At 62.5% G+C, this 23,652-nt stretch carries 23 protein-coding genes; 9 read left to right on the top strand and 14 right to left on the bottom strand.

Annotated elements, in window-relative coordinates; all coding sequences use genetic code 11:
- Positions 1-199 precede the first annotated feature (199 nt).
- On the bottom strand, positions 200-1,171 hold the full coding sequence (locus tag HV675_RS29340; protein ID WP_175114963.1) for a potassium channel beta subunit family protein: 972 nt from the start codon (positions 1,169-1,171) through the stop codon (positions 200-202).
- A 216-nt stretch (positions 1,172-1,387) separates the two neighbouring features.
- Between HV675_RS29340 and HV675_RS29335 the strand changes: the two genes are divergently transcribed.
- Both HV675_RS29335 and HV675_RS29330 read left to right on the top strand, forming a co-directional pair.
- Positions 1,388-2,185, top strand: a complete 798-nt coding sequence (locus tag HV675_RS29335; RefSeq protein ID WP_175114962.1) for a 3-hydroxybutyrate dehydrogenase — start codon at positions 1,388-1,390, stop codon at positions 2,183-2,185.
- A 15-nt stretch (positions 2,186-2,200) separates the two neighbouring features.
- Positions 2,201-3,433: a DUF3734 domain-containing protein gene (locus tag HV675_RS29330; protein WP_175114961.1), complete on the top strand. Its 1,233-nt coding sequence runs from the start codon at positions 2,201-2,203 to the stop codon at positions 3,431-3,433.
- Positions 3,434-3,564: 131 nt separating this feature from the next.
- Here the strand turns inward: HV675_RS29330 and HV675_RS29325 are convergent, their stop codons facing one another.
- Positions 3,565-4,764, bottom strand: a complete 1,200-nt coding sequence (locus HV675_RS29325) for an amino acid aminotransferase (protein ID WP_175114960.1) — start codon at positions 4,762-4,764, stop codon at positions 3,565-3,567.
- 604 nt (positions 4,765-5,368) lie between these two features.
- On the opposite strand from HV675_RS29325, the gene uvrB reads away from it, so the two are divergent.
- The 6 genes from uvrB (at position 5,369) to HV675_RS29295 (ending at position 11,604) form a co-directional block, all read left to right on the top strand.
- Positions 5,369-7,462: an excinuclease ABC subunit UvrB gene (gene uvrB, locus HV675_RS29320; protein WP_175114959.1), complete on the top strand. Its 2,094-nt coding sequence runs from the start codon at positions 5,369-5,371 to the stop codon at positions 7,460-7,462.
- Between the two features lie 344 nt (positions 7,463-7,806).
- Positions 7,807-8,310, top strand: a complete 504-nt coding sequence (locus HV675_RS29315; RefSeq protein ID WP_377700649.1) for an iron transporter — start codon at positions 7,807-7,809, stop codon at positions 8,308-8,310.
- A 111-nt stretch (positions 8,311-8,421) separates the two neighbouring features.
- Positions 8,422-8,739: a cupredoxin domain-containing protein gene (locus tag HV675_RS29310; RefSeq protein ID WP_175114973.1), complete on the top strand. Its 318-nt coding sequence runs from the start codon at positions 8,422-8,424 to the stop codon at positions 8,737-8,739.
- A 143-nt stretch (positions 8,740-8,882) separates the two neighbouring features.
- Positions 8,883-9,728 (top strand): FTR1 family iron permease, encoded by an 846-nt coding sequence (locus tag HV675_RS29305; protein WP_175114957.1) that lies wholly within the window; start codon positions 8,883-8,885, stop codon positions 9,726-9,728.
- Positions 9,725-11,134 carry a 4Fe-4S binding protein gene (locus HV675_RS29300; RefSeq protein WP_175114956.1) on the top strand — a complete coding sequence of 470 codons (1,410 nt, stop codon included), beginning with the start codon at positions 9,725-9,727 and terminating at the stop codon, positions 11,132-11,134. The genes HV675_RS29305 and HV675_RS29300 overlap by 4 nt, the downstream gene beginning before the upstream one ends.
- A gap of 47 nt (positions 11,135-11,181) precedes the next feature.
- Positions 11,182-11,604: a GlcG/HbpS family heme-binding protein gene (locus HV675_RS29295; RefSeq protein WP_175114955.1), complete on the top strand. Its 423-nt coding sequence runs from the start codon at positions 11,182-11,184 to the stop codon at positions 11,602-11,604.
- Positions 11,605-11,970: 366 nt separating this feature from the next.
- Here the strand turns inward: HV675_RS29295 and hemP are convergent, their stop codons facing one another.
- The 4 genes from hemP to HV675_RS29275 all read right to left on the bottom strand — a co-directional run bounded on the left by hemP (position 11,971) and on the right by HV675_RS29275 (position 14,341).
- On the bottom strand, positions 11,971-12,249 hold the full coding sequence (hemP, locus tag HV675_RS29290; protein ID WP_175114954.1) for a hemin uptake protein HemP: 279 nt from the start codon (positions 12,247-12,249) through the stop codon (positions 11,971-11,973).
- Positions 12,250-12,424: 175 nt separating this feature from the next.
- A complete protein-coding gene (locus HV675_RS29285; protein WP_175114953.1) occupies positions 12,425-12,919 on the bottom strand; it encodes an SRPBCC family protein in 495 nt (164 codons plus the stop codon).
- Between the two features lie 18 nt (positions 12,920-12,937).
- On the bottom strand, positions 12,938-13,336 hold the full coding sequence (locus tag HV675_RS29280) for an OsmC family protein (RefSeq protein ID WP_175114952.1): 399 nt from the start codon (positions 13,334-13,336) through the stop codon (positions 12,938-12,940).
- Between the two features lie 132 nt (positions 13,337-13,468).
- Positions 13,469-14,341 carry a pirin family protein gene (locus HV675_RS29275; RefSeq protein ID WP_175114951.1) on the bottom strand — a complete coding sequence of 291 codons (873 nt, stop codon included), beginning with the start codon at positions 14,339-14,341 and terminating at the stop codon, positions 13,469-13,471.
- 123 nt (positions 14,342-14,464) lie between these two features.
- Here HV675_RS29275 and HV675_RS29270 point away from each other — a divergent pair, with 123 nt between their 5' ends.
- A complete protein-coding gene (locus tag HV675_RS29270) occupies positions 14,465-15,442 on the top strand; it encodes a LysR family transcriptional regulator (protein WP_175114950.1) in 978 nt (325 codons plus the stop codon).
- A gap of 460 nt (positions 15,443-15,902) precedes the next feature.
- On the opposite strand, the gene HV675_RS29265 is transcribed toward HV675_RS29270, so the two are convergent.
- From HV675_RS29265 to HV675_RS29230, 8 genes are all read right to left on the bottom strand, one after another.
- Entirely contained in the window at positions 15,903-16,322 is a 420-nt protein-coding gene (locus HV675_RS29265) for an ExbD/TolR family protein (protein WP_175114949.1), read from the bottom strand.
- Between the two features lie 16 nt (positions 16,323-16,338).
- Entirely contained in the window at positions 16,339-17,097 is a 759-nt protein-coding gene (locus tag HV675_RS29260; RefSeq protein ID WP_175114948.1) for a MotA/TolQ/ExbB proton channel family protein, read from the bottom strand.
- A gap of 53 nt (positions 17,098-17,150) precedes the next feature.
- A complete protein-coding gene (locus HV675_RS29255) occupies positions 17,151-17,897 on the bottom strand; it encodes an energy transducer TonB (protein ID WP_175114947.1) in 747 nt (248 codons plus the stop codon).
- A gap of 213 nt (positions 17,898-18,110) precedes the next feature.
- The gene (locus HV675_RS29250) at positions 18,111-18,347 is read right to left on the bottom strand and encodes a (2Fe-2S)-binding protein (RefSeq protein WP_175114946.1); all 237 of its coding nucleotides are present in this window, start codon (positions 18,345-18,347) and stop codon (positions 18,111-18,113) included.
- Between the two features lie 365 nt (positions 18,348-18,712).
- Positions 18,713-19,705, bottom strand: a complete 993-nt coding sequence (murI, locus tag HV675_RS29245; protein ID WP_175114945.1) for a glutamate racemase — start codon at positions 19,703-19,705, stop codon at positions 18,713-18,715.
- Between the two features lie 252 nt (positions 19,706-19,957).
- Positions 19,958-20,440 (bottom strand): bacterioferritin, encoded by a 483-nt coding sequence (bfr, locus tag HV675_RS29240; protein WP_175114944.1) that lies wholly within the window; start codon positions 20,438-20,440, stop codon positions 19,958-19,960.
- A gap of 188 nt (positions 20,441-20,628) precedes the next feature.
- Positions 20,629-22,152 (bottom strand): fumarate hydratase, encoded by a 1,524-nt coding sequence (locus HV675_RS29235; RefSeq protein ID WP_175114943.1) that lies wholly within the window; start codon positions 22,150-22,152, stop codon positions 20,629-20,631.
- A 55-nt stretch (positions 22,153-22,207) separates the two neighbouring features.
- Positions 22,208-22,810: a TIGR00645 family protein gene (locus tag HV675_RS29230; RefSeq protein ID WP_175114942.1), complete on the bottom strand. Its 603-nt coding sequence runs from the start codon at positions 22,808-22,810 to the stop codon at positions 22,208-22,210.
- Positions 22,811-23,652 lie beyond the last annotated feature (842 nt).

The following is a 23,652-nucleotide window of genomic DNA, read 5'->3' as shown; positions in this document are numbered from 1 at the left end:
GTGTCCAAAAACTGAGGCACGTGCCGGCCGTTCCGACCGGTGACGCATGTTTCGCGCGTTGCCGGTTCGCGCAACGCGGGCGCGTATTGTAGTACGCGACGCCGCGTTGTGGTCCGTTGACGCGGCATGCCGAAGCAGCCGCTCCGCGCACAGGGCCTACCCGTTCATGCTTCGTCCGTGTTCAGCTTAACCAGGAGGATCAATTGAATGCATCTCCGACGATGGCTTCGATGCGCTCCTTGACATCCGGCGTGATCTTCGCGGCGACGTCCTGCGCCTTCATGTTTTCGCCGATCTGCTCGACGCGCGACGCGCCGGTAATGACGGTGCTGACGTTCGGATTCTTCAGGATCCACGCGATTGCCAATTGCGCAAGCGTACAGCCGAGTTCATTCGCAACGTCGCCGAGCTTGGCGACAACATTGTTCTTGTGGGAGTCGGTCAGCGAGTTGCGCAACCAGTCATAGCCTTGCAACTCCGCGCGGCTGCCGGCGGGCACGCCGTTGCGGTATTTGCCGGTCAGCAGGCCCGATGCGAGCGGACTCCATGTGGTCAAGCCAAGGCCGATGTCTTCGTAAAGGCGGCTGTATTCCTGTTCGACCCGTTTGCGGCAAAAGAGGTTGTACTGCGGCTGTTCCATGACAGGCTTGTGAAGATGATGCCGTTCGGCTATTTCGTACGCCGCGCGAATTTCATCGGCGCTCCATTCGGAGGTGCCCCAGTACAGCGCCTTGCCACGCGCGATCATGTCGCTCATCGCCCAGACGGTTTCCTCGATCGGCGTATGCGGATCGGGACGATGGCAGAACACGAGATCGACGTAGTCGAGCTGCAGGCGCCCGAGCGAGCTATCGATCGCGTTCATCAGATATTTGCGGTTCAGCGTGTGGTACTGATTCGGCGCTTCATTGAGGCCCCAGAAGAACTTCGTCGAGACGACATAGCTGATGCGCGGCCACGCGAGTTCTTTTAGCGCGTGACCCATGATCTCTTCAGACTGGCCGCCTGCGTAAACCTCCGCGTTGTCGAAGAAATTGATGCCGGCGTCGCGTGCCGCGGCGAGCGATTCGCGCGCGATGCGACGATCCACCTGATTGCCGTAAGTGACCCAGGAGCCGATCGACAGTTCGCTGACCTGCAGGCCCGAGCGGCCGAGACGACGATAGTTCATGCCTTTCCCCTTTGGTTGTTTAAGACAGCTTGAAAACCGCTTAGCTTAATCTGATTCCGCACAACGCGTGATGGGTGCTTTGCGTGTTCAGCTTCATGCACAATAGCAGCGCTGGACGCGATGCAACATTCGGCCGAATGGCATATGCCATTCGGCTAGCTTCACGGCGAACGCGCGTCATGGTTTCATTGCTCATCTACTGCATGGAGGTTCTGGATGTCGTCATTGAATACGAGTCTGCAAGGCAAGGTCGCGGTCGTCACGGGCGCGGCAAGTGGTATCGGCAAACAGATTGCGTTGACGCTGTCGCAAGCGGGAGCCGCCATCGCGATTGCGGACCTGAACCAGCAAGGCGCTAATGCGGTTGCCGAGGAAATCAGACAGGCCGGCGGCAAGGCGATCGGTGTGGCGATGGACGTCACGAATGAAGACGCGGTCAACCAGGGCATAGACAAGGTCGCGGCCGAGTTCGGCTCGGTGGATATCCTGATTTCAAACGCGGGCATTCAGATCGTTAACCCGATCGAGAACTACGCGTTTTCCGACTGGAAGAAGATGCAGGCCATTCATGTCGACGGCGCGTTCCTTACCACGAAGGCGGCGCTCAAGCACATGTACAAGGATGATCGCGGCGGCGTGGTGATCTACATGGGCTCCGTACATTCGCACGCGGCGTCGCCGCTCAAGTCCGCTTACGTGGCCGCCAAGCACGCGCTGCTCGGTCTTGCGCGGGTGCTCGCGAAGGAGGGCGCAAAACACAATGTGCGTTCTCATGTCGTTTGCCCGGGATTCGTGCGCACGCCGCTCGTCGACAAGCAGATTCCCGAGCAGGCAAAGGAGCTCGGCATCAGCGAGGACGAAGTCGTCAAGCACGTGATGCTAGGCGGCACGGTGGACGGCGTGTTCACCACCGTCGAAGACGTGGCGCAGACCGTGCTGTTCCTGTCCGCGTTCCCTACGGCGGCATTGACGGGCCAATCGTTTGTCGTGAGCCACGGCTGGTATATGCAATAAACGAGGAGAGCTCGAATGGCGCAACGCAATGTCAAGGAGGCCTGCGCGGACGCGGCCGCCGAGCGTGCCGGCCCGGCAGCCGGCATACGGGCGAGTCGCGTCGTCGGGTTGCCGACATACGAGACGGTCGCGTTGATGTTGCAAGGCGGCGGCGCGCTCGGCGCGTACCAGGCGGGCGTGTACCAAGGGCTCGACGAGGCGGGCATTCTGCCGAACTGGCTCGCCGGCATTTCGATCGGCGCGCTGAACACGGCGATCATCGCCGGTAATGCGCCGGAGCGCCGGGTCGAGCGGCTGCTCGAGTTCTGGGAGACGATCTGCCAACCCGCGTTCGGGCCGCCGCTGCCGCCATTCGTCGAACATGCGTTCTTCAACTCCACGGACGCAGTCCGCAAAGCGTTCACCGCGGTGCAGGCAGTCGGTGCGATCGTCGAAGGCCAGAAGGGCTTCTTCGTGCCGCGCTTTCCGCCGCCCCTGCCGACCGTGTCCGGGCCGCCGCAACTCGCCAGCTACTACGACACGACGCCGCTGAAAGCGACGCTCGAGCGACTTTGCGATTTCGATCGCATTAATTCCGGAGAGACGCACGTGTCGGTCGGTGCGGTGAACGTCGGTACCGGCAACTTCGCGTACTTCGACAACATGCATCCGGATACGACGCTCAGGCCCGAACACTTCATGGCGTCCGGCGCGCTGCCGCCCGGTTTCGGTGCGGTCGAGATCGACGGTCAGTACTACTGGGACGGCGGGTTGATGTCGAACACGCCGCTCAGTCAGGTTGCGCAGGCGTCGCCGCGCCGCGATACGCTCGCGTTCCAGGTCGATCTGTGGAGCGCGGTCGGTCCGGTGCCGGACAACATCACCGATGTGCAGGGGCGGGTCAAGGACATCCAGTACTCGAGCCGCACCCGTCTGGTCACGGACATGATGCAGCGTACGCAGCGCTTCAGGCACGTGCTGCGCGAATTGCTCGACCGCGTCGCACCCGAGCATCGCGACGACCCCTGGTGCAGGCTTGCCGACGAGCTATCGTGCTCGAAGCGTTACAACGTGATCCATCTGATCTACCGGAACAAGGAATACGAGGGGCACTACAAGGACTATCAGTTCGGCTTGTCGACGATGCGCGAACATTGGCAAAGCGGCCTTGACGACATTCGCGCGTCGCTCGCGCAGCCGGGCTGGCTCGACATGCCGGACAACGACTCCGGTTTCGTGACCCACGATATTCATCGCGACACGCGTTGAATACACGCTGATGTCGAAAGCATCATGTCATCGGGAACAAAAAAGCGGCACTGGTTCACCAGTGCCGCTTTCGCTTCTGCATTCCGCATAGTCCCGGACAGCGCCAACCATCCGGCCACGCGTTGCGCCACTTACTTCAACACGTGCGCAATCGCATTCGCGACCACATCGAGATTGCGCGTGTTCAGCGCCGCGACGCAGATACGGCCGGTGCTGACCGCATAGATGCCGAATTCTTCACGCAGGCGATCGACCTGAGCCGCGGTCAGGCCCGAGTACGAGAACATGCCGCGCTGCACGTTGACGAAGCTGAAGTCGCGGTTCACGCCCGCTGCCTGCAGACGCGAGACGAGCCCATTGCGCATCGCACGGATGCGATCGCGCATTTCACCGAGTTCCGTTTCCCACATCGCGCGCAGATCCGGCGAACCGAGCACGGCTGCGACGACCGAGCCACCGTGCGTCGGCGGGTTCGAATAGTTGGTGCGAATCACGCGCTTCAGTTGCGACAGCACGCGTGCGGTTTCGTCCTTGCCGCTCGTGATGACCGAAAGCGCACCGACGCGTTCGCCATAGAGCGAGAACGACTTCGAGAACGACGACGATACGAACACATTCACTTCCGATTGCACGAACAGACGCACCGCCGCAGCATCCGCGTCGATACTATCGCCGAAGCCCTGATACGCGATGTCGAGGAACGGCACCAGCTGGCGGGCCTTGACGACTTCGACGACCTGGCGCCACTGGTCAGCCGTCAGATCCACGCCGGTCGGGTTGTGGCAGCACGCGTGCAGCACGACGATCGTGCCCGGCGCGTAGCCGTTGAGCGCCGTCAGCATGCCTTCGAAATTGACGCCGTTGGTCTTCGCGTCGTAGTACGGATACGAGATAACCTCGAAGCCCGCGCCCTCGAACAGCGCCCGATGGTTTTCCCAGCTCGGGTCGCTGATCGCGACTTTCGCCGCCGGATTCAGACGCTTGAGGAAATCCGCGCCGATTTTCAGCGCGCCCGTGCCGCCGAGCGCCTGGGCCGTTACCACGCGGCCCGCCGCGACCAGCGGCGAGTCTTTGCCAAGCAGCAGTTGCTGGACCGCCGCGTCATATGTGGCGATGCCTTCAATCGGCAGATAGCCGCGCGGCGCGGCCGCTTCGATGCGTGCCTTTTCTGCTTCGCGCACTGCCCGCAGCAGCGGAATCTTGCCTTCTTCATTGGTATAGACGCCGACGCCCAGATTCACCTTGGTCGGGCGCGGGTCGGCATTGAAGGCTTCGTTCAGGCCCAGGATCGGGTCGCGGGGAGCAAGTTCGACGGCGGAAAAGAGAGACATGATGGTTCGGCAGTAGTGAAAGAAAGACGGCGACGGAACAGCTTCTGAAACGGCTTCCTGCAAGCGCGACCCGGCCCTGCACGGCGAGGCCGGAGGCGTTCGGGGCTGCTCGGACAGATACGATACGATCACGCAGCGAACAGGCAAATGCGGGCGCGCAGGCAAATGAGGCAAGCAGTTGCAGCAGGCAAATGCAGGCGAGCAAGCAAATGCGAGTGCGTGAAATGAGCAGCAAAAATCGCCGCCAATACGACGCAACCGCGCCAGTTTCGTCAATCGTGCGCCGCCTGGATGCGGCTGCGAAGCGTAATCTGTCAAGCGCAACGCGCCATTGTATCGAATCCTGGCGCGATTTTCGGCGCGAATCTGTTGGAATGCAGCGCGATGACCACATATCCCGGCTACTGTCAGTCGTCGGCAACCACTCGCGGTAAGTTTGAGTGCCGGATCGCCCGGCCATGCCACGCCGGCAAGCCAGCGCGAAAAACGCGAAAGCCGCTCACGTCGGTCCGCGACATGCGCCCCCTCTACGCCGTAACACCCAGCCTGCCGCTTCGCAAATCGCTAAAATGGTCGTTTGCTTTCGGCCCAGGATGCCCGCCCCATGTCCGAACATCACCTGAGTGAAGTCAACGACACGCTCGACGAATCCAAATTCGTCGCGTTCGAAGGCTCGCCGTTCAAGCTCTACCAGCCGTATCCGCCGGCCGGCGACCAGCCGAGCGCCATCCAGACCCTCGTCGAAGGGGTCGAGGACGGCCTGTCGTTCCAGACGCTGCTCGGCGTGACCGGCTCCGGCAAGACTTTTACGATGGCGAACACGATTGCCCGGCTAGGCCGCCCGGCCATCGTGTTCGCGCCGAACAAGACGCTCGCGGCGCAGCTGTACGCGGAGTTCCGCGAGTTCTTTCCGCGCAACGCGGTCGAGTACTTCGTGTCGTACTACGACTACTACCAGCCGGAAGCGTATGTGCCGCAGCGCGACCTGTTTATCGAGAAAGACTCGTCGATCAACGAGCATATCGAGCAGATGCGTCTGTCGGCGACCAAGAGCCTGATGGAGCGTCGCGACGTGGTGATCGTCGCGACCGTGTCGGCCATCTACGGTATCGGCAATCCGTCCGAGTACCACCAGATGATTCTCACGCTCAGAACCGGCGATCGCATCGGGCAGCGCGAGGTGATCGTGCGGCTGATCGCGATGCAGTACACGCGCAACGAGGCGGATTTCCAGCGCGGCACGTTCCGCGTGCGCGGCGACACAATCGACGTGTTTCCGGCCGAGCACGCGGAAATGGCGGTGCGCATCGAGCTTTTCGATGACGAAATCGACACGCTGCAACTGTTTGACCCGCTCACGGGCCGTGTGCGGCAGAAAATCCCGCGTTTCACTGTCTATCCGTCGTCGCACTATGTGACGCCGCGCGAAACCGTGATGCGCGCGGTCGAAACGATCAAGGCCGAATTGCGCGAGCGGCTCGAATTCTTTCATTCGCAAGGCAAACTCGTTGAAGCGCAGCGTCTCGAGCAGCGCACGCGCTTCGACCTCGAGATGCTGCAGGAACTCGGCTTCTGCAAGGGTATCGAGAACTACTCGCGGCACTTCTCCGGCGCGTTGCCGGGCGAGCCGCCGCCCACGCTCGTCGATTACCTGCCGCCCGACGCGCTGATGCTGCTCGACGAATCGCACGTGCTGATCGGCCAGTTGAACGGCATGTACAACGGCGATCGCGCGCGCAAGGAAAATCTCGTCGACTACGGTTTTCGCCTGCCGTCCGCGCTCGATAACCGGCCGCTCAAGTTCAACGAGTTCGAGCGCAAGATGCGTCAGGTCATGTTCGTGTCGGCGACGCCTGCCGACTACGAACAGAAGACCGCAGGCCAGGTGGCCGAGCAGGTCGTGCGCCCGACCGGCCTCGTCGACCCGCAGATCGAAGTGCGTCCGGCGCGCAGTCAGGTCGACGACGTGCTCGGCGAAATCAACGAGCGGGTGAAGGCGGGCGAACGTGTGCTGGTCACCGTGCTGACCAAGCGCATGGCCGAACAGCTGACCGAGTTCCTCGCCGACCACGGCGTGAAAGTGCGCTATCTGCACAGCGATATCGACACGGTCGAGCGCGTCGAAATCATCCGCGATCTGCGCCTTGGCACGTTCGACGTGCTGGTCGGCATCAACTTGCTGCGCGAGGGTCTGGACATTCCGGAAGTGTCGCTCGTCGCAATTCTCGATGCGGACAAGGAAGGCTTCCTGCGCGCCGAGCGCTCGCTGATCCAGACCATCGGCCGCGCGGCGCGCAACGTCAACGGCAAGGCGATCCTGTACGCCGACAAGGTCACCGATTCGATGCGCCGCGCGATCGACGAAACCGAGCGGCGGCGCGCGAAGCAGGTCGCGTACAACGAGAAGATGGGCATCGTGCCGCGCGGCGTGGTCAAGCGGATCAAGGACATGATCGATGGGGTCTACAACCCGGACGAAGCCCGCACCGAGCTGCGCGAGCAGCAGCAGCGCGCGAAGTTCGAAGACATGTCCGAAAAGCAGCTGGCGAAGGAAATCAGGCGCCTCGAAAAACAGATGATGGACTACGCGAAAAATCTCGAATTCGAAAAGGCCGCGCAGGCGCGCGATCAACTCGCCGTGTTGCGCGAACGCGTGTTTGGCGCAAACGTCGGCGACCATCTGACCGGCACCGACTGACGGATGCGCGATGCCGGTCAACCACGCAGCAGCGTGCGGCGTCGTGCCGCACGCGTTGCGATCCCATCGCCTTGCATCGGCAAGATGATCACAAGCTCCCCGTAAACCCCTGTCGCGACACGGTTTCGCGCGTTTTTGCATTTGTCCCGGTAACGGAAGAGTGATAAACTCGCGACAAGTATTGAGAATGGTTCGCATTACCGTTCTTTACTGTTTCGCAGTTCGGTGGGAAGCGTTGGAGTCGGTCGTTACTGCGGGTCGTGACGGCCCGTTTCGCTCAAAAAAACAAAGGAGTTTCAATGCGCGTTTCGTCAATTCTGTACAGCGGTGTGTTCGCTGCCGCCATGGCGGTTGCCTTGCCGGCCGCAGCCGCCGAGTACCCGATCGGCAAACAGCAGATTCAAGGTGGCATGGAGATCGGCGCCGTGTATCTGCAGCCGATTACGATGGATCCCGAGGGGATGATGCGCAAGGCGTCCGATTCGGACGTGCACCTCGAGGCCGATATCCACGCGGTCAAGAACAACCCGACCGGTTTTGCCGAAGGCGACTGGATGCCGTATCTGCAGGTGCACTACGAGCTGACGAAGAATGGGTCGAGCTGGTCCCAGAAGGGCGACCTGATGGCGATGGTCGCGAACGACGGTCCGCATTATGGCGATAACGTGAAGCTGTCCGGGCCGGGCAAATACCACCTGAAACTGATGGTCGAGCCGCCGATGCAGATGGGCCATATGGCGTTCGGCCGTCACGTCGACAAGGAAACCGGCGTGGGTCCGTGGTTCAAGCCGTTTACGCTCGACTACGACTTCACCTTCGCGGGCATCGGCAAGAAGGGCGGGTATTGAATCTGCGGTAGCGCCGGACATCGGAATCGGGATAGATTCGGCGCCGCCCGTGCTTAAGGGACGCTTCAGGAATCGTGCATGAGACTAAACAACAGGATCGCGCTGCTTGCCATGACGGTGTCGTTTGCGTGTTCGGCGGCCTTCGTCGATGTCGCGCAGGCAGCCGATTTGCCGACCTTCAAGCTCGAGATGAACGACGGCAAGCTGAACCCCGCTCGCATCGAAGTGCCGTCGGGGCAGCGTATCAAGATCGAGGTGCATAACGTCGGCAAGGGCGCGGCGGAATTCGAGAGCGTCGAGCTGCGCAAGGAAAAAGTGCTGGCGCCGGGCGCGTCGTCGTTCGTCGTGATCGCGCCGTTGTCGCCGGGCGAGTACAAGTTCTTTGACGATTTTCATCAGCAGGCGCAGGGCGTGATCGTCGCGAAGTGACGAAGTAACGGCAGCCTGCGCGAGCGCGCCGGTCGATGGTGCGCGTCGTCATGCGCGGTGTGTTCGCGCGTGTGTAATGGTAAGCAGACACGGATTGATCGGGAACGCGCCAGCGTTCTTTCGCAATGCGGTTGGAGGGTTCGATGGGTCAGGTGATGTTCGTGGTGTGGCGGGAGAGCGTGGAAGCGCTGCTGGTCGTCGGCATTCTGTATGCGTGGCTGAAGAATGGCGACGAGAATGCGCGGCGCGGCTTGCCTTATCTGTGGGCGGGCGTCGGCTTGGGCGTGCTCGCGGCGATCGGGCTGGGCGCCGCGCTGGTCGGCTTCACCGAGGTGCTGTCCGGCGATGCCCAGGACTATTTCCAGACCGCGATCGTGCTGATTGCCTGCGTGCTGATCGTGCAGATGGTGCTGTGGATGAAGAAGCATGGCCGCACGCTCAAACGCGAGATGGAGCAATCGCTGCAGAAGAGCACACAGGACGCGAACTGGTGGGGCATCACGCTGCTCGTCACACTGGCGATGGCGCGCGAGGGCAGCGAGACGGTCATTTTTCTGTACGGCATCGGTTTCGGACAGTCGGGGCATGTGCCGCTGGACCAGGCGCTGGCCGCCGTGATCGGACTTGTGCTCGCGTTTGCCACCTTCTACGTGTTGCAGCTGGGCGGCAAGATCTTTTCATGGCGGCTGTTCTTCCGGGTCACCGAAATCATGCTGCTGTTCCTCGGCGCGGGTCTCTTCGAAACAGGCGTCGACAAACTGATCGACAAGGAAATCCTGCCGACCATCATCGACCAGGTGTGGAACACCTCGGCGATCCTCGATGACTCGAGCACCTTCGGCTCGCTTGTCGCGACGCTCACCGGCTATCGCGCGCATCCGGCGTTGATGAACCTGATCGCGTATGCGGCGTACTGGGCGGTCGTCTATCTGCTGATGCGCCGCGCGCAGCGCCCGCTCGCGCAGCGACAGGCGGGGCGAGCCGCATGAGCAGCGTGGCGAGCCGTCGTCCGGGCCGGCTTGCCGACGTCGGCCAGTGGATGCAGCGCCATGGCGCCGCGATCCGCGGCATTCAGTGGGTCGTCGTGGCGGTCTATGCGTTTCTGATCCTGGTGCCGGCATTCACGCCGCTACCCGGCGATACCGCGCATCTGTGGAACAACCTGACGCTCGCTGCGCAGTTCGTGTTCTGGGGCATCTGGTGGCCGTTCGTGCTGCTGTCGATGGTGATGCTCGGGCGCGTGTGGTGCGGCGTGCTGTGCCCCGAAGGCGCGCTCGCCGAATTCGCGAGCAAATACGGCCGGGGCCGCGCGATTCCGCACTGGATGCGCTGGGGCGGATGGCCGTTCGTCGCGTTCGGCATCACCACGATCTACGGGCAGATGGTGAGCGTCTACCAGTATCCGAAGGCGGTGCTGCTGGTGCTCGGCGGATCGACCTTCGCGGCGATGATCATCGGTTTGCTGTACGGGCGCGAGAAGCGCATCTGGTGCAAGTACCTGTGCCCCGTCAATGGGGTTTTCGCGCTTCTGGCGCGGCTTGCACCGTTTCATTACAAGGTCGACGAAGACGCATGGCGCCGCTCGTACCGGCAGGGCGAGCATGGGCATCGCGTGATTCCGATTAACTGTGCGCCGCTCGTGCCGTTGCGCAATATGAAGGGCGCCGCTGCGTGCCATATGTGCGGCCGCTGCGCGGGCCATCGCGATGCGATCGCGCTTACCTGGCGCAAGCCGTCGTCGGAAGTCGTCGAACTCGGCGACAAGCAGGCGAGCCCGTGGGATACCGCGCTGATTCTGTACGGGCTGCTTGGTATTGCGATCGGTGCGTTCCACTGGACCGTGTCGCCGTGGTTTATCGGCGTCAAGCAATTCCTCGCGACCTGGCTGATCGATCGCGACATCACATGGCCGCTCGAAACCGATCATGTACCGTGGTTCCTGTTTACGCACTACCCGGAACAGAACGACGTCTTTTCGTGGCTCGACGGCACGATGGTGATCGGCTACATCCTCGCGACGGGGCTCGTGTACGGCACCGCGCTGCTTGCGCTGATGGCCGGCGCGACACGCACGCTCGGCCGCTTCGAGATGACGCGGCTGCATCATCTCGCGCAGGCGCTGATTCCGATCGCGGGCACCGGCGTGTTTCTCGGCCTGTCGGCGACCACGCTGTCGCTGTTGCGCGCCGAACATGTGCCGCTCTTCTGGGCCGCCGACGTGCGGCTCGCGATCCTCGCGATCGCCAACCTGTGGAGCATATGGCTCGCGTGGCTCGTCACGCGGCGCTACAGTGCGCAGCTTTTCCAACGCGGGTTCACAATGGTATGGTTCGTGGCCGCACTGGCGGTCGTCGATAGCGCGTGGTGGCTGATGTTCTGGGGCTGGGCGCGCTGACGGCGTGTCGAATGGGTGATGACCTTGGCCTTGTACGGAGCCTGACCGTGAGAAGCAAACTTGTTTTAACCGACGACGACGTCAAGAAGATGGCCGCCGCCGCCGAAGCGCACGCCACCGCGAACCAGTGGAAGGTGACCATCACGATCTTCGACGACGGCGGCCATCTGCTGTATCTGCACCGCATGGACGGCGTCGCGGCGAGTACCGTCGAGATGGCGATCGGCAAGGGGCGCACCGCGCTGCTCGGCCGACGCGAGACCAAGGTCTACGAAGACATCATCAAGCAAGGACGTACCGCGTTTCTGAGCGCGCCGCTGGTCGCGATGGTCGAGGGTGGCGTGCCGATCATCGTAAACGGCGACGTGGTCGGCTCGATCGGCGTGTCGGGCGTGAAGTCGGACCAGGATGCGTCGATTGCCCGCGCCGGCATCGCGGCGCTGGACGAAGCGGGCGCCGGCGCGCGCTGACGCCGCGCGCGGGGCGCGGTGTGTGCTCACGCTCGCGCGCAACAAGGACGGCGTTTGTCGGCTTTGCAAAAGCGGGCGAGCCGTGCGATGTCTCCATCCGCACGGCTCGTGTCCAATCATGGCAGGACGCGACGCACCGGCTCAATGGCCGTGTGAACGCGTTGCTGTGAGTGAGAACCAAAAAAGCGGCCTGGCTGGCTTCGACGGCTGGCTTGGTGTCTGCACGAAGGGGTCTAGATCTCGCGTGCAAGCCGTCGTGGCTGGCTAAAGCCCAACACCTCTCGCAGAGGTGGTCCCCACAATACCCGGTACCGACTGCTTCGCCGCGCTCTCCTACCGCGCTTGCGTCTGCAGTTTTGTCACTCGTTACTTCGTCAGAATCAGTTTGCCCAGACGCGTCGCGCGCAACTGGTACGTTTCGCCGTTATGCGTGATGCTGATATGGCTGCGACCTTGTAGCAGTGAGTCGCTGCGGATCACGCGCTCGGCGGCCGGCGCTTCCGACGGCGTGCCGCCATGGCGCTCCGGGCCTTCCGCAGAGGGCGCCGCAGCCGGTGCGCTCGTTCTGCTCGGGCGGCCGGTCGTCAGGGCCTGCGCCGCCGGGCGGCGCAGGCTGAGCGTGGAAGAGCGCGTCAGGTTCGTCATGGGTGCCATCGGTTGATCGATTCGATGGAGTTGATTCTAAATGATAACCATTCCTATTTACAAGGAAGTAAAATTCATCGGAAAGGTGGATTGATAGGTCTCGGCCGGCGGAAGGTCGCAATGCGGCGGCCAAGGACGAACGCCGCCGCGCGCAGTCGGCGGACCGGTCAGTGCATCAATGCAACTGATCGGGCGCGTGGCGGTCGAGCATGTATTCGCGAATCAGCCGCACCGTATCGATGTCGGACTCGCGATACGCGGATTTGACGATTTCCTGCGTCTGACGCACGTCGTTGTCGGCCGGACGCTCGTCGGTGGTCGGCAGTGTGGTCTGGTATTCGAAGCGCAGAAAAAGCTGCAGCGAGTCGGGCTGCTCGATCGTCATGGTCAGTGAGCCGCCGACGTGCGCCGAAGTCGCCAGGATGTCGTAGCGCACGCTGTCCTTCGGCTGCAGGGTGACGCGATCGCGCACTGTCGCGTGGCCGTAATGCAGTTCGCGCTCGAGCGTGCTGCCGGTGCGCGACAGGATCGTGCAGCTATCCAGCCCCAGCACGAACAGCTGCGGCTGCTCGGCGCGCAGCACAAGGCCTTCCCACAACTGATCGCGCGTCAAATCTTCGACGAGCGGGTTCAGCGGATCGTTGATCTGGATCAGGTGTTCGAAGTTCAAGAGGACACTTCCTGTTGTTCAGGCGGCGGTCAATCCGGTGCGAATCGCGATCGGGCGGGTCAGGATCTTGTGCACCGGGCACGCATTGGCGATCTGCAGCAGCCGCTCCCTCTGCTCGTCCGACAGATTCCCTTCGAGCGAAATCTGCCGATCGATTGTCGTGCCTTCGTCGCCGGTTTCGAGCGACAGCGTGACGCGCACATCTTCGAGCGGCCAGCCTTTACGTTGCGCATACATCTTCAGCGTGATCGATGTGCATGCGCCAAGACTCGACAGCAGCAGCCCGACCGGCGTCGGCCCGCGGTCACCGCCACCTAGCGACTCGGGTTCATCGGCGAGCCACGTGTGCGCGCCGTCGTCGAAGAGAACCTGGTAGTTCGTCGAGCCGATGTGTGCGGCGACCTTGGACTCAGCCATACATGCTCCTGTGCGGATCTGCGGATGGATTGCAGCGTGCGACGCGATGCGCCGCACGCGGGCGAACCGCTATTGTGACTGAAATCGCGTGATAGATCGTCGCGTCGCCGATCACACCCGCGCCGGCGCGGCTCAGTGCGTGATGCGTCCCATGCGCCCCGCCTGGAAGTCGATCACCGCCTGGCGGATTTCGTCCTCGGTATTCATCACGAACGGGCCGTAGCGCACCACCGGTTCGTTCAGCGGCACGCCGCCGAACAGCAGCACGTCGAGCGGCTCGTCGCCGGCAGCCAGCGCGATCTGGTCGCCGTCGGCGCCGAACACGACCATTTTCTGCGCTTCGATCGGTTGCCGCCCTTCGCCGTACAACCCGGTGCCCGACAGGCCATATGCGAACACGCGGAAATCGCGCGGCACCGGATGCACGATCTGCGCGCCCGGCTGCAGCGTGAAATGCTGGTAAAGAATCGGCGTGCGCGTTTCGATGGCCGCTTTCGCGCCGAGCGCTTCGCCTGCAATCACCTTCACGCTGACCTTGCCATCCGCCGACGTGGCGACCGGAATGCGCGTCGACGGGATTTCCTGGTAGCGCGGCGCGATCATCTTGTCGCGCCGCGGCAGATTCACCCACAACTGCAAACCGTGAACGCGGCCGCCCGTTGCGACGAACGACGGATCGGGCATTTCGCTATGCACGACGCCCGCGCCCGCGGTCATCCACTGCACATCGCCCGCATGCAGCGTGCCGGAATGCCCCGCTGAATCCTTGTGGCCGAATTGCCCTTCGAGCACATAGGTGACCGTTTCAAAGCCGCGGTGCGGATGGTCGGGTGCGCCCTTCGCTTCGCCCGGCGCGTAGTCGATCGGGCCCATTTCGTCGAGCAGCAGGAAGGGGTCAAAGTCCATCAGCATGCGCGTCGGAAACGGGCGATGGACGATAAAACCGCCGCCTTCGGTCGTGCGAACGGCCGGATACGTGCGTTCGATCGTGCGGGTCGAGCTCATCAAAGTCACCTCTAAAAAGTGGGTAATAGCGTCATTTTTGAAACGTACGGCTATTATATGGACCGCTTTTGGCGTTTGTAGTGGGTATGCCGCAATGGATTGTTCTGCTAGTGGAACGATGACATGAAGATCGATTCGCATAATCTGAACGACCTGATGTACTTTTCGCAGGTCGTCGAACACGGCGGATTTTCCGCCGCCGAGCGCGTGCTGGGCATCTCGAAGTCGCGCCTGTCGCGCCGTCTGACCGAGCTGGAAGCCTCGCTCGGCGTGCGTCTGCTGCAGCGCTCGACGCGCAAGCTCGCGCTGACCGAAGCCGGTCATCTGTTCTATCAGCACTGTCAGGCGATGCTGGCGGAAGCGCAGGCGGCGGTAAACGTCGTGCAGCAACTGCGTTCGTCGCCGCGCGGCACCGTGCGCGTCAGCGTGCCCGTGACCGTGTCGCAGACCATCATGTCGCAGATTCTGCCCGAGTTTATGCATCGCTACCCGGAAGTGCGCGTGGTGATGCGGGTGACGAATCGTGTCGTCGATCTGTTCGAAGATTCGGTCGACGTTGCGTTGCGTGTGCGGTCGGATCCGCCGGACAACAGCAGCATCATCGTGCGGCCGCTATGGCGCACCCAGCAGATGCTGGTCGGCGCGCCGAGCCTGTTGGGCCAGCATGCGCCGCCGTTGCAGCCGTCGGATCTCGCGCGCTTCGAAACGCTCGATACGCCGACGGGCGACGGCCGTCACGTCTTCAATCTGATCGCGCCCGACGGCGCCCGCCACGTGCACGAGCACGAGCCGCGTCTGGTCACCGCGGATCTGGCCACGGTGCGCGAAGCGGCGCTGGCGGGCGTGGGCATCGCGGCGCTGCCGGAGATGATGTACGGCGCGCCGCTGCGCTCCGGCTTGCTGTCGCCGGTGATGCCGGGCTGGACGTTGCCGTGGCCGCAACTGTATGCGGTGTTTCTGTCTCGGCAGGGCATGGTGCCTGCGGTGCGAACGTTCGTCGATTACCTCGTTGAAATGCTCGACCCGGATTCAGGCAAATACATCACGCGCGAGTGTCCCACGAGCGTGGCGGACGAACGGGCGCGCGAGGAGGCGCTGTAGGCAGTGCCAACTATCTTTACAGTTGTGTAAGCGCGACCTGTGCTGCATCGTACGGAGTTGAGGCAGACATTCGGGTGCGCGCGCCGATCAGTACTTTCAATGGCGGTTTGCTTGAATGCGCGCGCTGCCGGGCCTATATTGGAATCCCGTTCGCAAAGGAGTGTCCTATGCGAAAACTCATGGCCGCTATCATAGCGAGCCTGATAGGGCTGACCGCGCTGTCCGTGTCGACCACGGCTGTCGCATGCGGTGATGCGAGCCAATCTTCCGATGGCAAGTAACCCGCTGCCCGAAGGCGCCGAGTGCGCAATGAAAAAGGCCTTCATCCGTTGATGAAGGCCTTTTACTTTGTCTGCTGCGTCCAGCGGTGAACGTCTGAAGCGCGCTTGCGTAATCGATGCGGCCGCAACGATTACGCAGGGCAGGGAAGAGCATGCGCACCGCATCACGCGGCCCGCCGTTATTGCGGTTTCGGTTGCGTCACGAAACCGATTTTCGTCAGTCCGCCCGCTTGCGCGGCGGACATCACATCCGCGACTTTTTCGTAGGCGACCTTACGATCCGCGTTCAGATGCAGTTCCGGTTGCGGCGTTTGTTGTGCCGCCGCGGCGATCTTCGCGCGCAGTTCGTCGTCGGAAATCTTCTTGTCTTCCCACAGTACGTCGCCATCCGCATCGATCGATACGGTGATTTGCGCGGGCTTCGTGTCTTCCTTCTGGCTGCTCGCGTGCGGCAGATCGATCTTCACTGCATGGCGAATGACCGGAATGGTCACCATGAAAACGATCAGGAGCACCAGCATGACGTCGACGAGCGGCGTCATGTTGATTTCATTCATCAGGCCGTCGTCTTCATCGCCGGCGAAAGGGCTCATTGCCATCGAAGTGCCTCGTCAATCAGTTCGCATTGGCGGCGTGAGCGGCACGGCGCGGCGTCGCGAGCCGCAGACCGTCCGGGCTGCGTTTGGACGACGACAGGCGCGCGCCCGTCACGAAGAACGCATGCAGGCCGTGCGCGAAACGGTTCAGCTTCGTGACGATGGTCTTGTTCGCGCGCGTCAGCGCGTTATAAGCGAGCACTGCGGGAATCGCGACGAACAGACCCGCTGCGGTCATGATCAGCGCCTCGCCGACCGGGCCTGCCACCTGGTCGATCGACGACTGACCGGTCGCGCCGATCGTGAGCAGTGCGTGATAGATGCCCCACACCGTGCCGAACAGACCGACGAACGGCGCGGTGCTGCCGATCGACGCGAGAATCGCGAGGCCGCTTTGCATGCGTCCGACGCAATCGTCCATTGTGTCTTTCAGGCAGCGCGTGATCCAGTCGGACACGTCCATCCGGTCATGCAGATGCGGCTGCGTCTGATGATGGTGATCGGCGGCTTCCTGGCCCGACAGCGCGAGCGCGAGGAACGGGTTGTCCTGCGGCGTCGACTTGCCGCTGCCGAGTTTCGTGATGCCTTCGGCGAGATCGTCCGAATGCCAGAATGCGCGTTCGGCATTCTTCGTCAGCCGGTTCAGGCGCATCACGCCGAGGCTCTTGACGACGATCACGGTCCACGACAGCACCGACATGATGAGGAGCGCGATCGCGATACCGCGTGTCACGAAGTCCCCTTGCGCCCATACGTGGGCCATACCGTAGTTTTGCATTGCCATTCCTTGTTTTTGAAAACTGCGTCAGCAGTTCGACGATTCAGTCGGGTTCAGTCTTTCAGGCCGAATTCGAACGGCTGGGTATACGTTGCGCGGATCGGCTGGCCGTTTTCCAGATACGGCTTGCAGGTACTCGAGCGCATCGCCGACAGCGCGGCATCATCGAGGCGATCGAAACCGCTGCTCTTTTTCAGCTCGATATTCTCGATCTTGCCGGTCAGCCCGACCACGAAGCGCACGAACGCGGTGCCGCTTTCGCCGCGACGGCGCGACAGCGCCGGGTAGTCCGGCGCGACGATGCTGCAATCGAGATGCGAGACGTTCTTCGGCGCCGACAGCGCGAGCGTCGGCTTGCCGGCTGCGGGCGCGGCGGGTTCGGCCGGAGCGGCGGGCGCGGGCGGTGCAGGCGGCGCCGGTTCGGGCGCCGCGATTTCATGCTGCGACGGCGCGGCGGCTTCGGGCAGCGGCGTCGGGGTCGGCCTAGGCACGGGCGTCGGGCGCGGCTGAACCTTCGGCTTCTCGCGATGCACTGGCGGCACGGGCTTCGGCGGCGGCGTCGCGGTCGATTGAATCGCGACCGGCGCGGCCGCCGCAGGCGTGGGCGGGCTGATCAGTTCGGCCGTGATCGAGCGAAGTTCGACGGGTTTCGGCAACGGCTTGTCGCGCATCGTCAACGCGATGACGACCAGCGCGATATGCGCGGCGACAACGACGGCGACCGCCGTCGCAAGACGCGGATTGAACCGGGCGGCGCCGGCCGGCGGAAAGCCTGCCGTGATGGGAGAGGAGGCCTGCATGTTAGCGGAGCGGTGCGCCGTCGATGCAGCACGTCAGGCGAAGCAACGTCATTGGCGAAATATCAGTAGCGAGATGCACAGCGTGGTGACGAAACCGATCAGCAATTCCATCCCGAACTCCTCGAGGAATCGTGTCGCTGGCTGAGTACCGATGGCGAAAGACGGTGGCTTGCTGACGGCGGTTGAGCGCGGAGACTGCCGCGCCGGCAGATTTTACGCGGCCTTGCGTTCGTAGAAGGTCAGCGGCACGGCCTCTACCTGCGGCTCAACGCCGCAACGGCTCGCGCAGACGCCGCTTTGCGCCATGACATCGCGCACGGATTCCTCGCACTTGCCGCAGCAAATGGCAACGCCGAGTTCGAACTGCAGTTCGTCGAAGGTATCGATGCCTTCGGCGATCGACGCCCGGATTTTCCGGTCAGAGACAGATTTGCACACGCAGACAATCATGGTGGATCGCGATAGGCAACGTTAATGCGAATTATTATCATTTTCTAGCAACCATTTGGCAAGCGGTTCGTTGGGAATTTTGTAACAAAACCAGTCCCCTGGCAGGGTTTTCGCCGGTTGGAGGTGGGATGGCGCACGCAGGGAGCGGCTGGGAAGCGGCGTGGAAGCGGTTGGCGAGCGGCCGGGCGTCGCGCAGGGGAGCGGGGCGGCGCCGCGTGGGCCGACGCGGAGGCCGGGCGGATGCGGCCCCAGGAAGCTACATGCGCACGGTTTGGCTGTTTCGCCGCTTTGCACGGCAGGCTTGGATGGCGGCGATATAGCCTGAAAAAAGCGTGGCGGAAGGGGGTGGCCGAGCCGCCGCCCGCTCAGGCAGGTTCCGGTTCGGGGCGGGAGCGGGCGGCGAATATGACAGGCGCGTCGACGTGGCTCGTCGGACCCGCATCGGTTTTGGCCAGCGCATCGAGTTCAATCGTCCGACGAGACGGAATGTGCACCCGTTCGACCGGCGCCTCGATATTGAGCAGGGCTCGATACAGTTGTTGCAGATGCACGCCGTCGTTGGTCGAACAGAAACGCGGCGTGCCGGCCGCCTCATGTCGCGTCGCGCGCAAGCCGTGTTGCTCCAGCACGCGCTCCAGCTGACGTGCGATCGCGACGCTGGTGTCGATCAGCGTCAGACGGTCACCGACGAGATCGCGGATCGTCGCATCGAGAAACGGATAGTGCGTGCAGCCGAGCACCAGCGTGTCGGCGCCGGCGTCGAGCATCGGCTGCAGATAGCTTCGCAGCAGCGCGCGCAATTGAGCTGAATCGAGATCGCATCGCTCGATCGCTTCCACGAGGCCGTGGCCGGGCTGGCAAAGAAAGGTGCAATCGGCCGCGTAGCGCTCGTGCAGCGCGAGAAATCGCGCACTGCGCAGCGTAACCTGCGTGGCGAGCACGCCGGCGACGTGGGTCTTCGATTGCAGTGCGGCGGGTTTGATGCCGGGCTCGACGCCGATCACGGGAATCGGCAGACGCTCGCGTGCCAGCGCGATTGATTGCGCGGTTGCCGTATTGCAGGCGACCACCAGTGCTTTCGCGCCTTGCGCGATCAGCCATTCGCCGATCGCAAGCGTGCGGTCGGAGATGAAGTCGTCGTCGCGTTCGCCGTATGGCGCGTACTGCGAATCCGCGACATAGATCGCCTCTTCTGCGGGTAATTGTGTGCGTATCGCCCGCAACACCGACAGACCGCCGAGACCTGAATCGAAAATACCGACCGGCGCGCGCGCGGCCCCCGCAGTCGCGGCACGGGGCGTTGCGGCAACCGTGGCCGCGGCGCTTGCGGGGATTGAAGCGGACAGTGAAGCGGTCATGGAACGAAAAGAGCGCTCGGGTCGAAATTCGCGCACCGCACGCGACGGCGCGTGATCATGAGGGTTGCCGGCCGTGCAAGGCGCGATGCGAATGGCCGGCAGTTTATCAGGTTAAAAGCACGTGAAAAGCAGGATGAAAGCAGCAGGACAGAAGCAGTACGACCGAAGCACAACACAGATGACACTCAAGCAGTCCGCGCGCGGCACCTCGACCTCACGTCAGAGCACCGCGCATCGATCAGCCCACCACGCCTACGACTCGATCGAGTCGCCCATGCCGGATTGCTGATAGTTCTGAATGCCGACCTTGTCGATCAGGTCGAGCTGGGTCTCGAGCCAGTCGATGTGCTCTTCGGTGTCTTCGAGGATCGACACGAAGATTTCACGCGAGACAAAGTCACGCACCGACTCGCAATGGGCAATGGCTTCCTTGCAGGTCACCTGGGAGCCTTGTTCGAGTTTCAGATCGCACTCGAGGATTTCTTTCGTTTCCTCGCCGATCAGCAGCTTGTGCAAGTCCTGCAAATTCGGCAGCGCATCGAGCATGAAAATTCGTTCGATGAGTTTATCGGCATGTTTCATTTCACCGATCGACTCGTCGTATTCATGCTTGCCGAGCTTCTCGAGCCCCCAGTGTTTGTACATCCGCGCGTGCAGAAAATACTGATTGATCGCGGTCAGTTCGTTCTTTAACTGGGCGTTCAGATATTCAATGACCTTCTTGTCGCCTTGCATGATGGTGTGACCTCTTGGAAAACTGGGGGGATCTGATTTCCCACAACAATAAACGTCTGATTCGAAATTGCCAAGAACAGAAGTTGCTGATGAGAATCGTTCTCGCAAATTAAATTGCGAGACGCTGCGGGCATAAAAAAGCCGAGGCCTGAAGCCCCGGCTTGCCGCTTTAAAAAAGTGAATAACGCTTAAACGGTGGCGACCGGAATCTTGCCGATCTTCGCCTGCCATTCTTTCGGTCCCGTCTGATGCACGGACGTGCCGTGTGCATCGACGGCCACCGTCACCGGCATATCCTCGACGTCGAATTCATAGATCGCTTCCATGCCGAGGTCTTCGAACGCGAGCACCTTCGCGCTGCGAATCGCCTTCGACACCAGATACGCGGCGCCGCCGACCGCCATCAGATACGCCGCCTTGTGCTTCTTGATCGCCTCGATCGCGACCGGACCCCGCTCGGCCTTGCCGATCATCGAGATCAGCCCCGTCTGCGCAAGCATCATCTCGGTGAACTTGTCCATCCGCGTCGACGTCGTCGGACCTGCTGGGCCGACCGCTTCGTCGCGCACCGGATCGACCGGACCGACGTAGTAGATCACCCGGTTCGTGAAATCGACCGGCAGTTTTTCGCCGTTTGCGAGCATGTCGGCAATGCGCTTGTGCGCGGCGTCGCGGCCCGTCAGCATCCGGCCGGAGAGCAGCAGCGTCTGGCCCGGCTTCCAGCTCGCCACTTCCGCCGGCGTGAGCGTGTTCAGATCGACGCGCCGGCTCGTCTCGACGTTCGCGGTCCACTGCACCTTCGGCCACGCATCGAGCGACGGCGGTTCGAGCCGCGCGACACCCGAGCCATCGAGCGTGAAGTGCGCGTGACGCGTGGCCGCGCAATTCGGGATCATCGCGATCGGCTTGCTCGCCGCATGCGTCGGCGCGGCCAGGATCTTCACGTCGAGCACGGTCGCAAGGCCGCCCAGACCCTGCGCGCCGATGCCGAGCGCATTCACCTTCTCATGCAGCTCGACGCGCAGTTCCTCGATCCAGTCACGCGGGCCGCGCGCGATGATCTCCTGGATATCGATCGCATCCATCAGCGATTCCTTGGCCATCAGCATTGCCTTCTCGGCCGTGCCGCCGATGCCGATACCGAGCATGCCCGGCGGACACCAGCCCGCGCCCATCGTCGGCACGGTCTTGAGCACCCAGTCGACGATCGAATCGGACGGGTTGAGCATCGCGAACTTCGACTTGTTCTCCGAGCCGCCGCCCTTGGCCGCCACCTGCACGTCGACCTTGTCGCCCGGCACGATCTCGTAGTGGATCACGGCCGGCGTATTGTCCTTCGTGTTCTTGCGCGCGCCCTCGGGCGGGCTCACGATCGACGCGCGCAGCACGTTCTCCGGATGCAGATAACCGCGGCGCACGCCTTCGTTGATCATCTCGGTGACGCCCATCGTCGCGCCGTCCCAGCGCACATCCATGCCGACCTTCACGAACACGGTGACGATGCCGGTGTCCTGGCAGATCGGCCGGTGGCCTTCGGCGCACATGCGGCTGTTGGTCAGGATCTGCGCGATCGCGTCTTTCGCGGCGGGGCTTTCTTCGAGCTCGTACGCGCGGCCTAGCGCCTGAATGTAGTCCTGCGGGTGGTAATAGCTGATGTACTGCAGCGAATCGGCGATGCTTTGAATCAGATCTTCCTGTTTGATAACGGTCATAGCTAGCTCAGTGGGGACATTGGCGTTTCTAATCGTGATCGCAAAGGCTGCGCGATCACTCTTGCGCCTTCATGGGAGGGGAAACCGGTTGCCGTGCGGCGGGCTCGTGGAAGTGTTCCGGATGCGTATGCGTGGTCAGGCGGTCGACCCACGCCATCACCACGGCCGACACGAGGAACGACAGATGAATCAGCACTTGCCACATGATCGCGTGCTCGCTGCGCTGATCGGGGTCGATGAAGGTCTTCAGCAGATGAATCGACGAGATGCTGATCAGCGCCATCGAGAGTTTGACTTTCAGCACGCCTGCGTTCACATGATCGAGCCATTCGGGCTCGTCCGGATGACCTTCGACGCCGAGCCGCGACACGAACGTTTCATAACCGCCGACGATCACCATGATCAGCAGATTCGAGATCATCACCACGTCGATCAAGCTCAGCACGACCAGCATCGTGCTGGTTTCGTCGAGCTTGAACGCGGACGTGACGAGGTGCCAGACTTCCTTCAGGAACAGCACCACATAGACTGCTTGCGCGATGATCAGGCCCAGGTACAGCGGCACCTGCAGCCAGCGGCTCATGAAGATGACGGCCGGCAGCGGACGCATGCGACGGCGCGGCGGGCGGCTGCCGGGATCGAGGTTCGAAGCGGACATAGGCGGTCAGGATGGCGGAAGTAGGCATACGGTCGAATTGCCGGGAGCCGGTACTGCGGCCCGCCTCTCGCAGCGACATCGGGTGCGCGGGGCGCGACATTGTACCGCGACACCCGTCCGTGACGCGCTGGCGCGGATCATGGCGGCGCGCTTGAGGGCACGCGCTGTTCCGATTGAGATGACGAAACGGCAATGCCGGCCAATGCGCGACGGCCTGATCAGCCATGCTCGTTGCAGTGCCGCTGGAACCGGAATGACCAGTTCAGTTAGCATGGCAGCAACGGGCTTGATGTTCGATGTGTCGTGCCGGCCTTCGTCGAACGCGGGATACCGATGCGGGCTTGCGAACCGCTTGCATGGACTCGCGAATAACCGTCGCCGCGAGTCGAATCACTTGTTGTTTGAATGCGTTATGCCGCGCCCGGAATAGGGGATGACCCGAATGCGCAAAGCCGCGTAAGTGCACGGTAAGTTGCAACGCTTACCGTGCGGGATGAAGGCAGTTTGCCCATTGCGCGATCCGTGCAACGCAATGCCGCGCGAGCAGGTAGCGATGCCGATGTTGCGCTGCCGCAGGCCGGTTTGCGCGTCGATGGGAAGAGCCGGCCGATTTCGTTGCGCATGAGGGTAGAGAGACAGGCGCCTGCACGGCGCGCTAGCGACAAGCGCAACACCGCGTGTCCACGTCACGCAGCAACAGGTTTACGTTTCATCTTCACCAAGGGGTAGTCGATGTCAGCGATTGAATCCGTTCTTCAGGAACGCCGCGTGTTCCCGCCGTCCGCCGAAACGATGAAGGCGGCGTCGATATCCGGCATGGACGCGTACCGGGCGCTCGTCGC

The organism is Paraburkholderia solisilvae (assembly GCF_902859875.1).
GTDB classification, from domain to species: domain Bacteria; phylum Pseudomonadota; class Gammaproteobacteria; order Burkholderiales; family Burkholderiaceae; genus Paraburkholderia; species Paraburkholderia solisilvae.
Note: the sequence above shows the minus strand (reverse complement) of the source record. Positions and strands in the feature narration are given on the sequence as shown.

What these genes read in the sequence shown, in the direction of transcription:
- HV675_RS29340 (WP_175114963.1), bottom strand. Translation starts at nt 1,171, where the DNA reads ATGAACTATCGTCGTCTCGGCCGCTCGGGCCTGCAGGTCAGCGAACTG.
- HV675_RS29335 (WP_175114962.1), top strand. Translation starts at nt 1,388, where the DNA reads ATGTCGTCATTGAATACGAGTCTGCAAGGCAAGGTCGCGGTCGTCACG.
- HV675_RS29330 (WP_175114961.1), top strand. Translation starts at nt 2,201, where the DNA reads ATGGCGCAACGCAATGTCAAGGAGGCCTGCGCGGACGCGGCCGCCGAG.
- HV675_RS29325 (WP_175114960.1), bottom strand. Translation starts at nt 4,764, where the DNA reads ATGTCTCTCTTTTCCGCCGTCGAACTTGCTCCCCGCGACCCGATCCTG.
- uvrB (WP_175114959.1), top strand. Translation starts at nt 5,369, where the DNA reads ATGTCCGAACATCACCTGAGTGAAGTCAACGACACGCTCGACGAATCC.
- HV675_RS29315 (WP_377700649.1), top strand. Translation starts at nt 7,807, where the DNA reads ATGGCGGTTGCCTTGCCGGCCGCAGCCGCCGAGTACCCGATCGGCAAA.
- HV675_RS29310 (WP_175114973.1), top strand. Translation starts at nt 8,422, where the DNA reads ATGACGGTGTCGTTTGCGTGTTCGGCGGCCTTCGTCGATGTCGCGCAG.
- HV675_RS29305 (WP_175114957.1), top strand. Translation starts at nt 8,883, where the DNA reads ATGGGTCAGGTGATGTTCGTGGTGTGGCGGGAGAGCGTGGAAGCGCTG.
- HV675_RS29300 (WP_175114956.1), top strand. Translation starts at nt 9,725, where the DNA reads ATGAGCAGCGTGGCGAGCCGTCGTCCGGGCCGGCTTGCCGACGTCGGC.
- hemP (WP_175114954.1), bottom strand. Translation starts at nt 12,249, where the DNA reads ATGACGAACCTGACGCGCTCTTCCACGCTCAGCCTGCGCCGCCCGGCG.
- HV675_RS29280 (WP_175114952.1), bottom strand. Translation starts at nt 13,336, where the DNA reads ATGGCTGAGTCCAAGGTCGCCGCACACATCGGCTCGACGAACTACCAG.
- HV675_RS29275 (WP_175114951.1), bottom strand. Translation starts at nt 14,341, where the DNA reads ATGAGCTCGACCCGCACGATCGAACGCACGTATCCGGCCGTTCGCACG.
- HV675_RS29270 (WP_175114950.1), top strand. Translation starts at nt 14,465, where the DNA reads ATGAAGATCGATTCGCATAATCTGAACGACCTGATGTACTTTTCGCAG.
- HV675_RS29265 (WP_175114949.1), bottom strand. Translation starts at nt 16,322, where the DNA reads ATGGCAATGAGCCCTTTCGCCGGCGATGAAGACGACGGCCTGATGAAT.
- HV675_RS29260 (WP_175114948.1), bottom strand. Translation starts at nt 17,097, where the DNA reads ATGCAAAACTACGGTATGGCCCACGTATGGGCGCAAGGGGACTTCGTG.
- HV675_RS29255 (WP_175114947.1), bottom strand. Translation starts at nt 17,897, where the DNA reads ATGCAGGCCTCCTCTCCCATCACGGCAGGCTTTCCGCCGGCCGGCGCC.
- HV675_RS29250 (WP_175114946.1), bottom strand. Translation starts at nt 18,347, where the DNA reads ATGATTGTCTGCGTGTGCAAATCTGTCTCTGACCGGAAAATCCGGGCG.
- murI (WP_175114945.1), bottom strand. Translation starts at nt 19,705, where the DNA reads ATGACCGCTTCACTGTCCGCTTCAATCCCCGCAAGCGCCGCGGCCACG.
- bfr (WP_175114944.1), bottom strand. Translation starts at nt 20,440, where the DNA reads ATGCAAGGCGACAAGAAGGTCATTGAATATCTGAACGCCCAGTTAAAG.
- HV675_RS29235 (WP_175114943.1), bottom strand. Translation starts at nt 22,152, where the DNA reads ATGACCGTTATCAAACAGGAAGATCTGATTCAAAGCATCGCCGATTCG.
- HV675_RS29230 (WP_175114942.1), bottom strand. Translation starts at nt 22,810, where the DNA reads ATGTCCGCTTCGAACCTCGATCCCGGCAGCCGCCCGCCGCGCCGTCGC.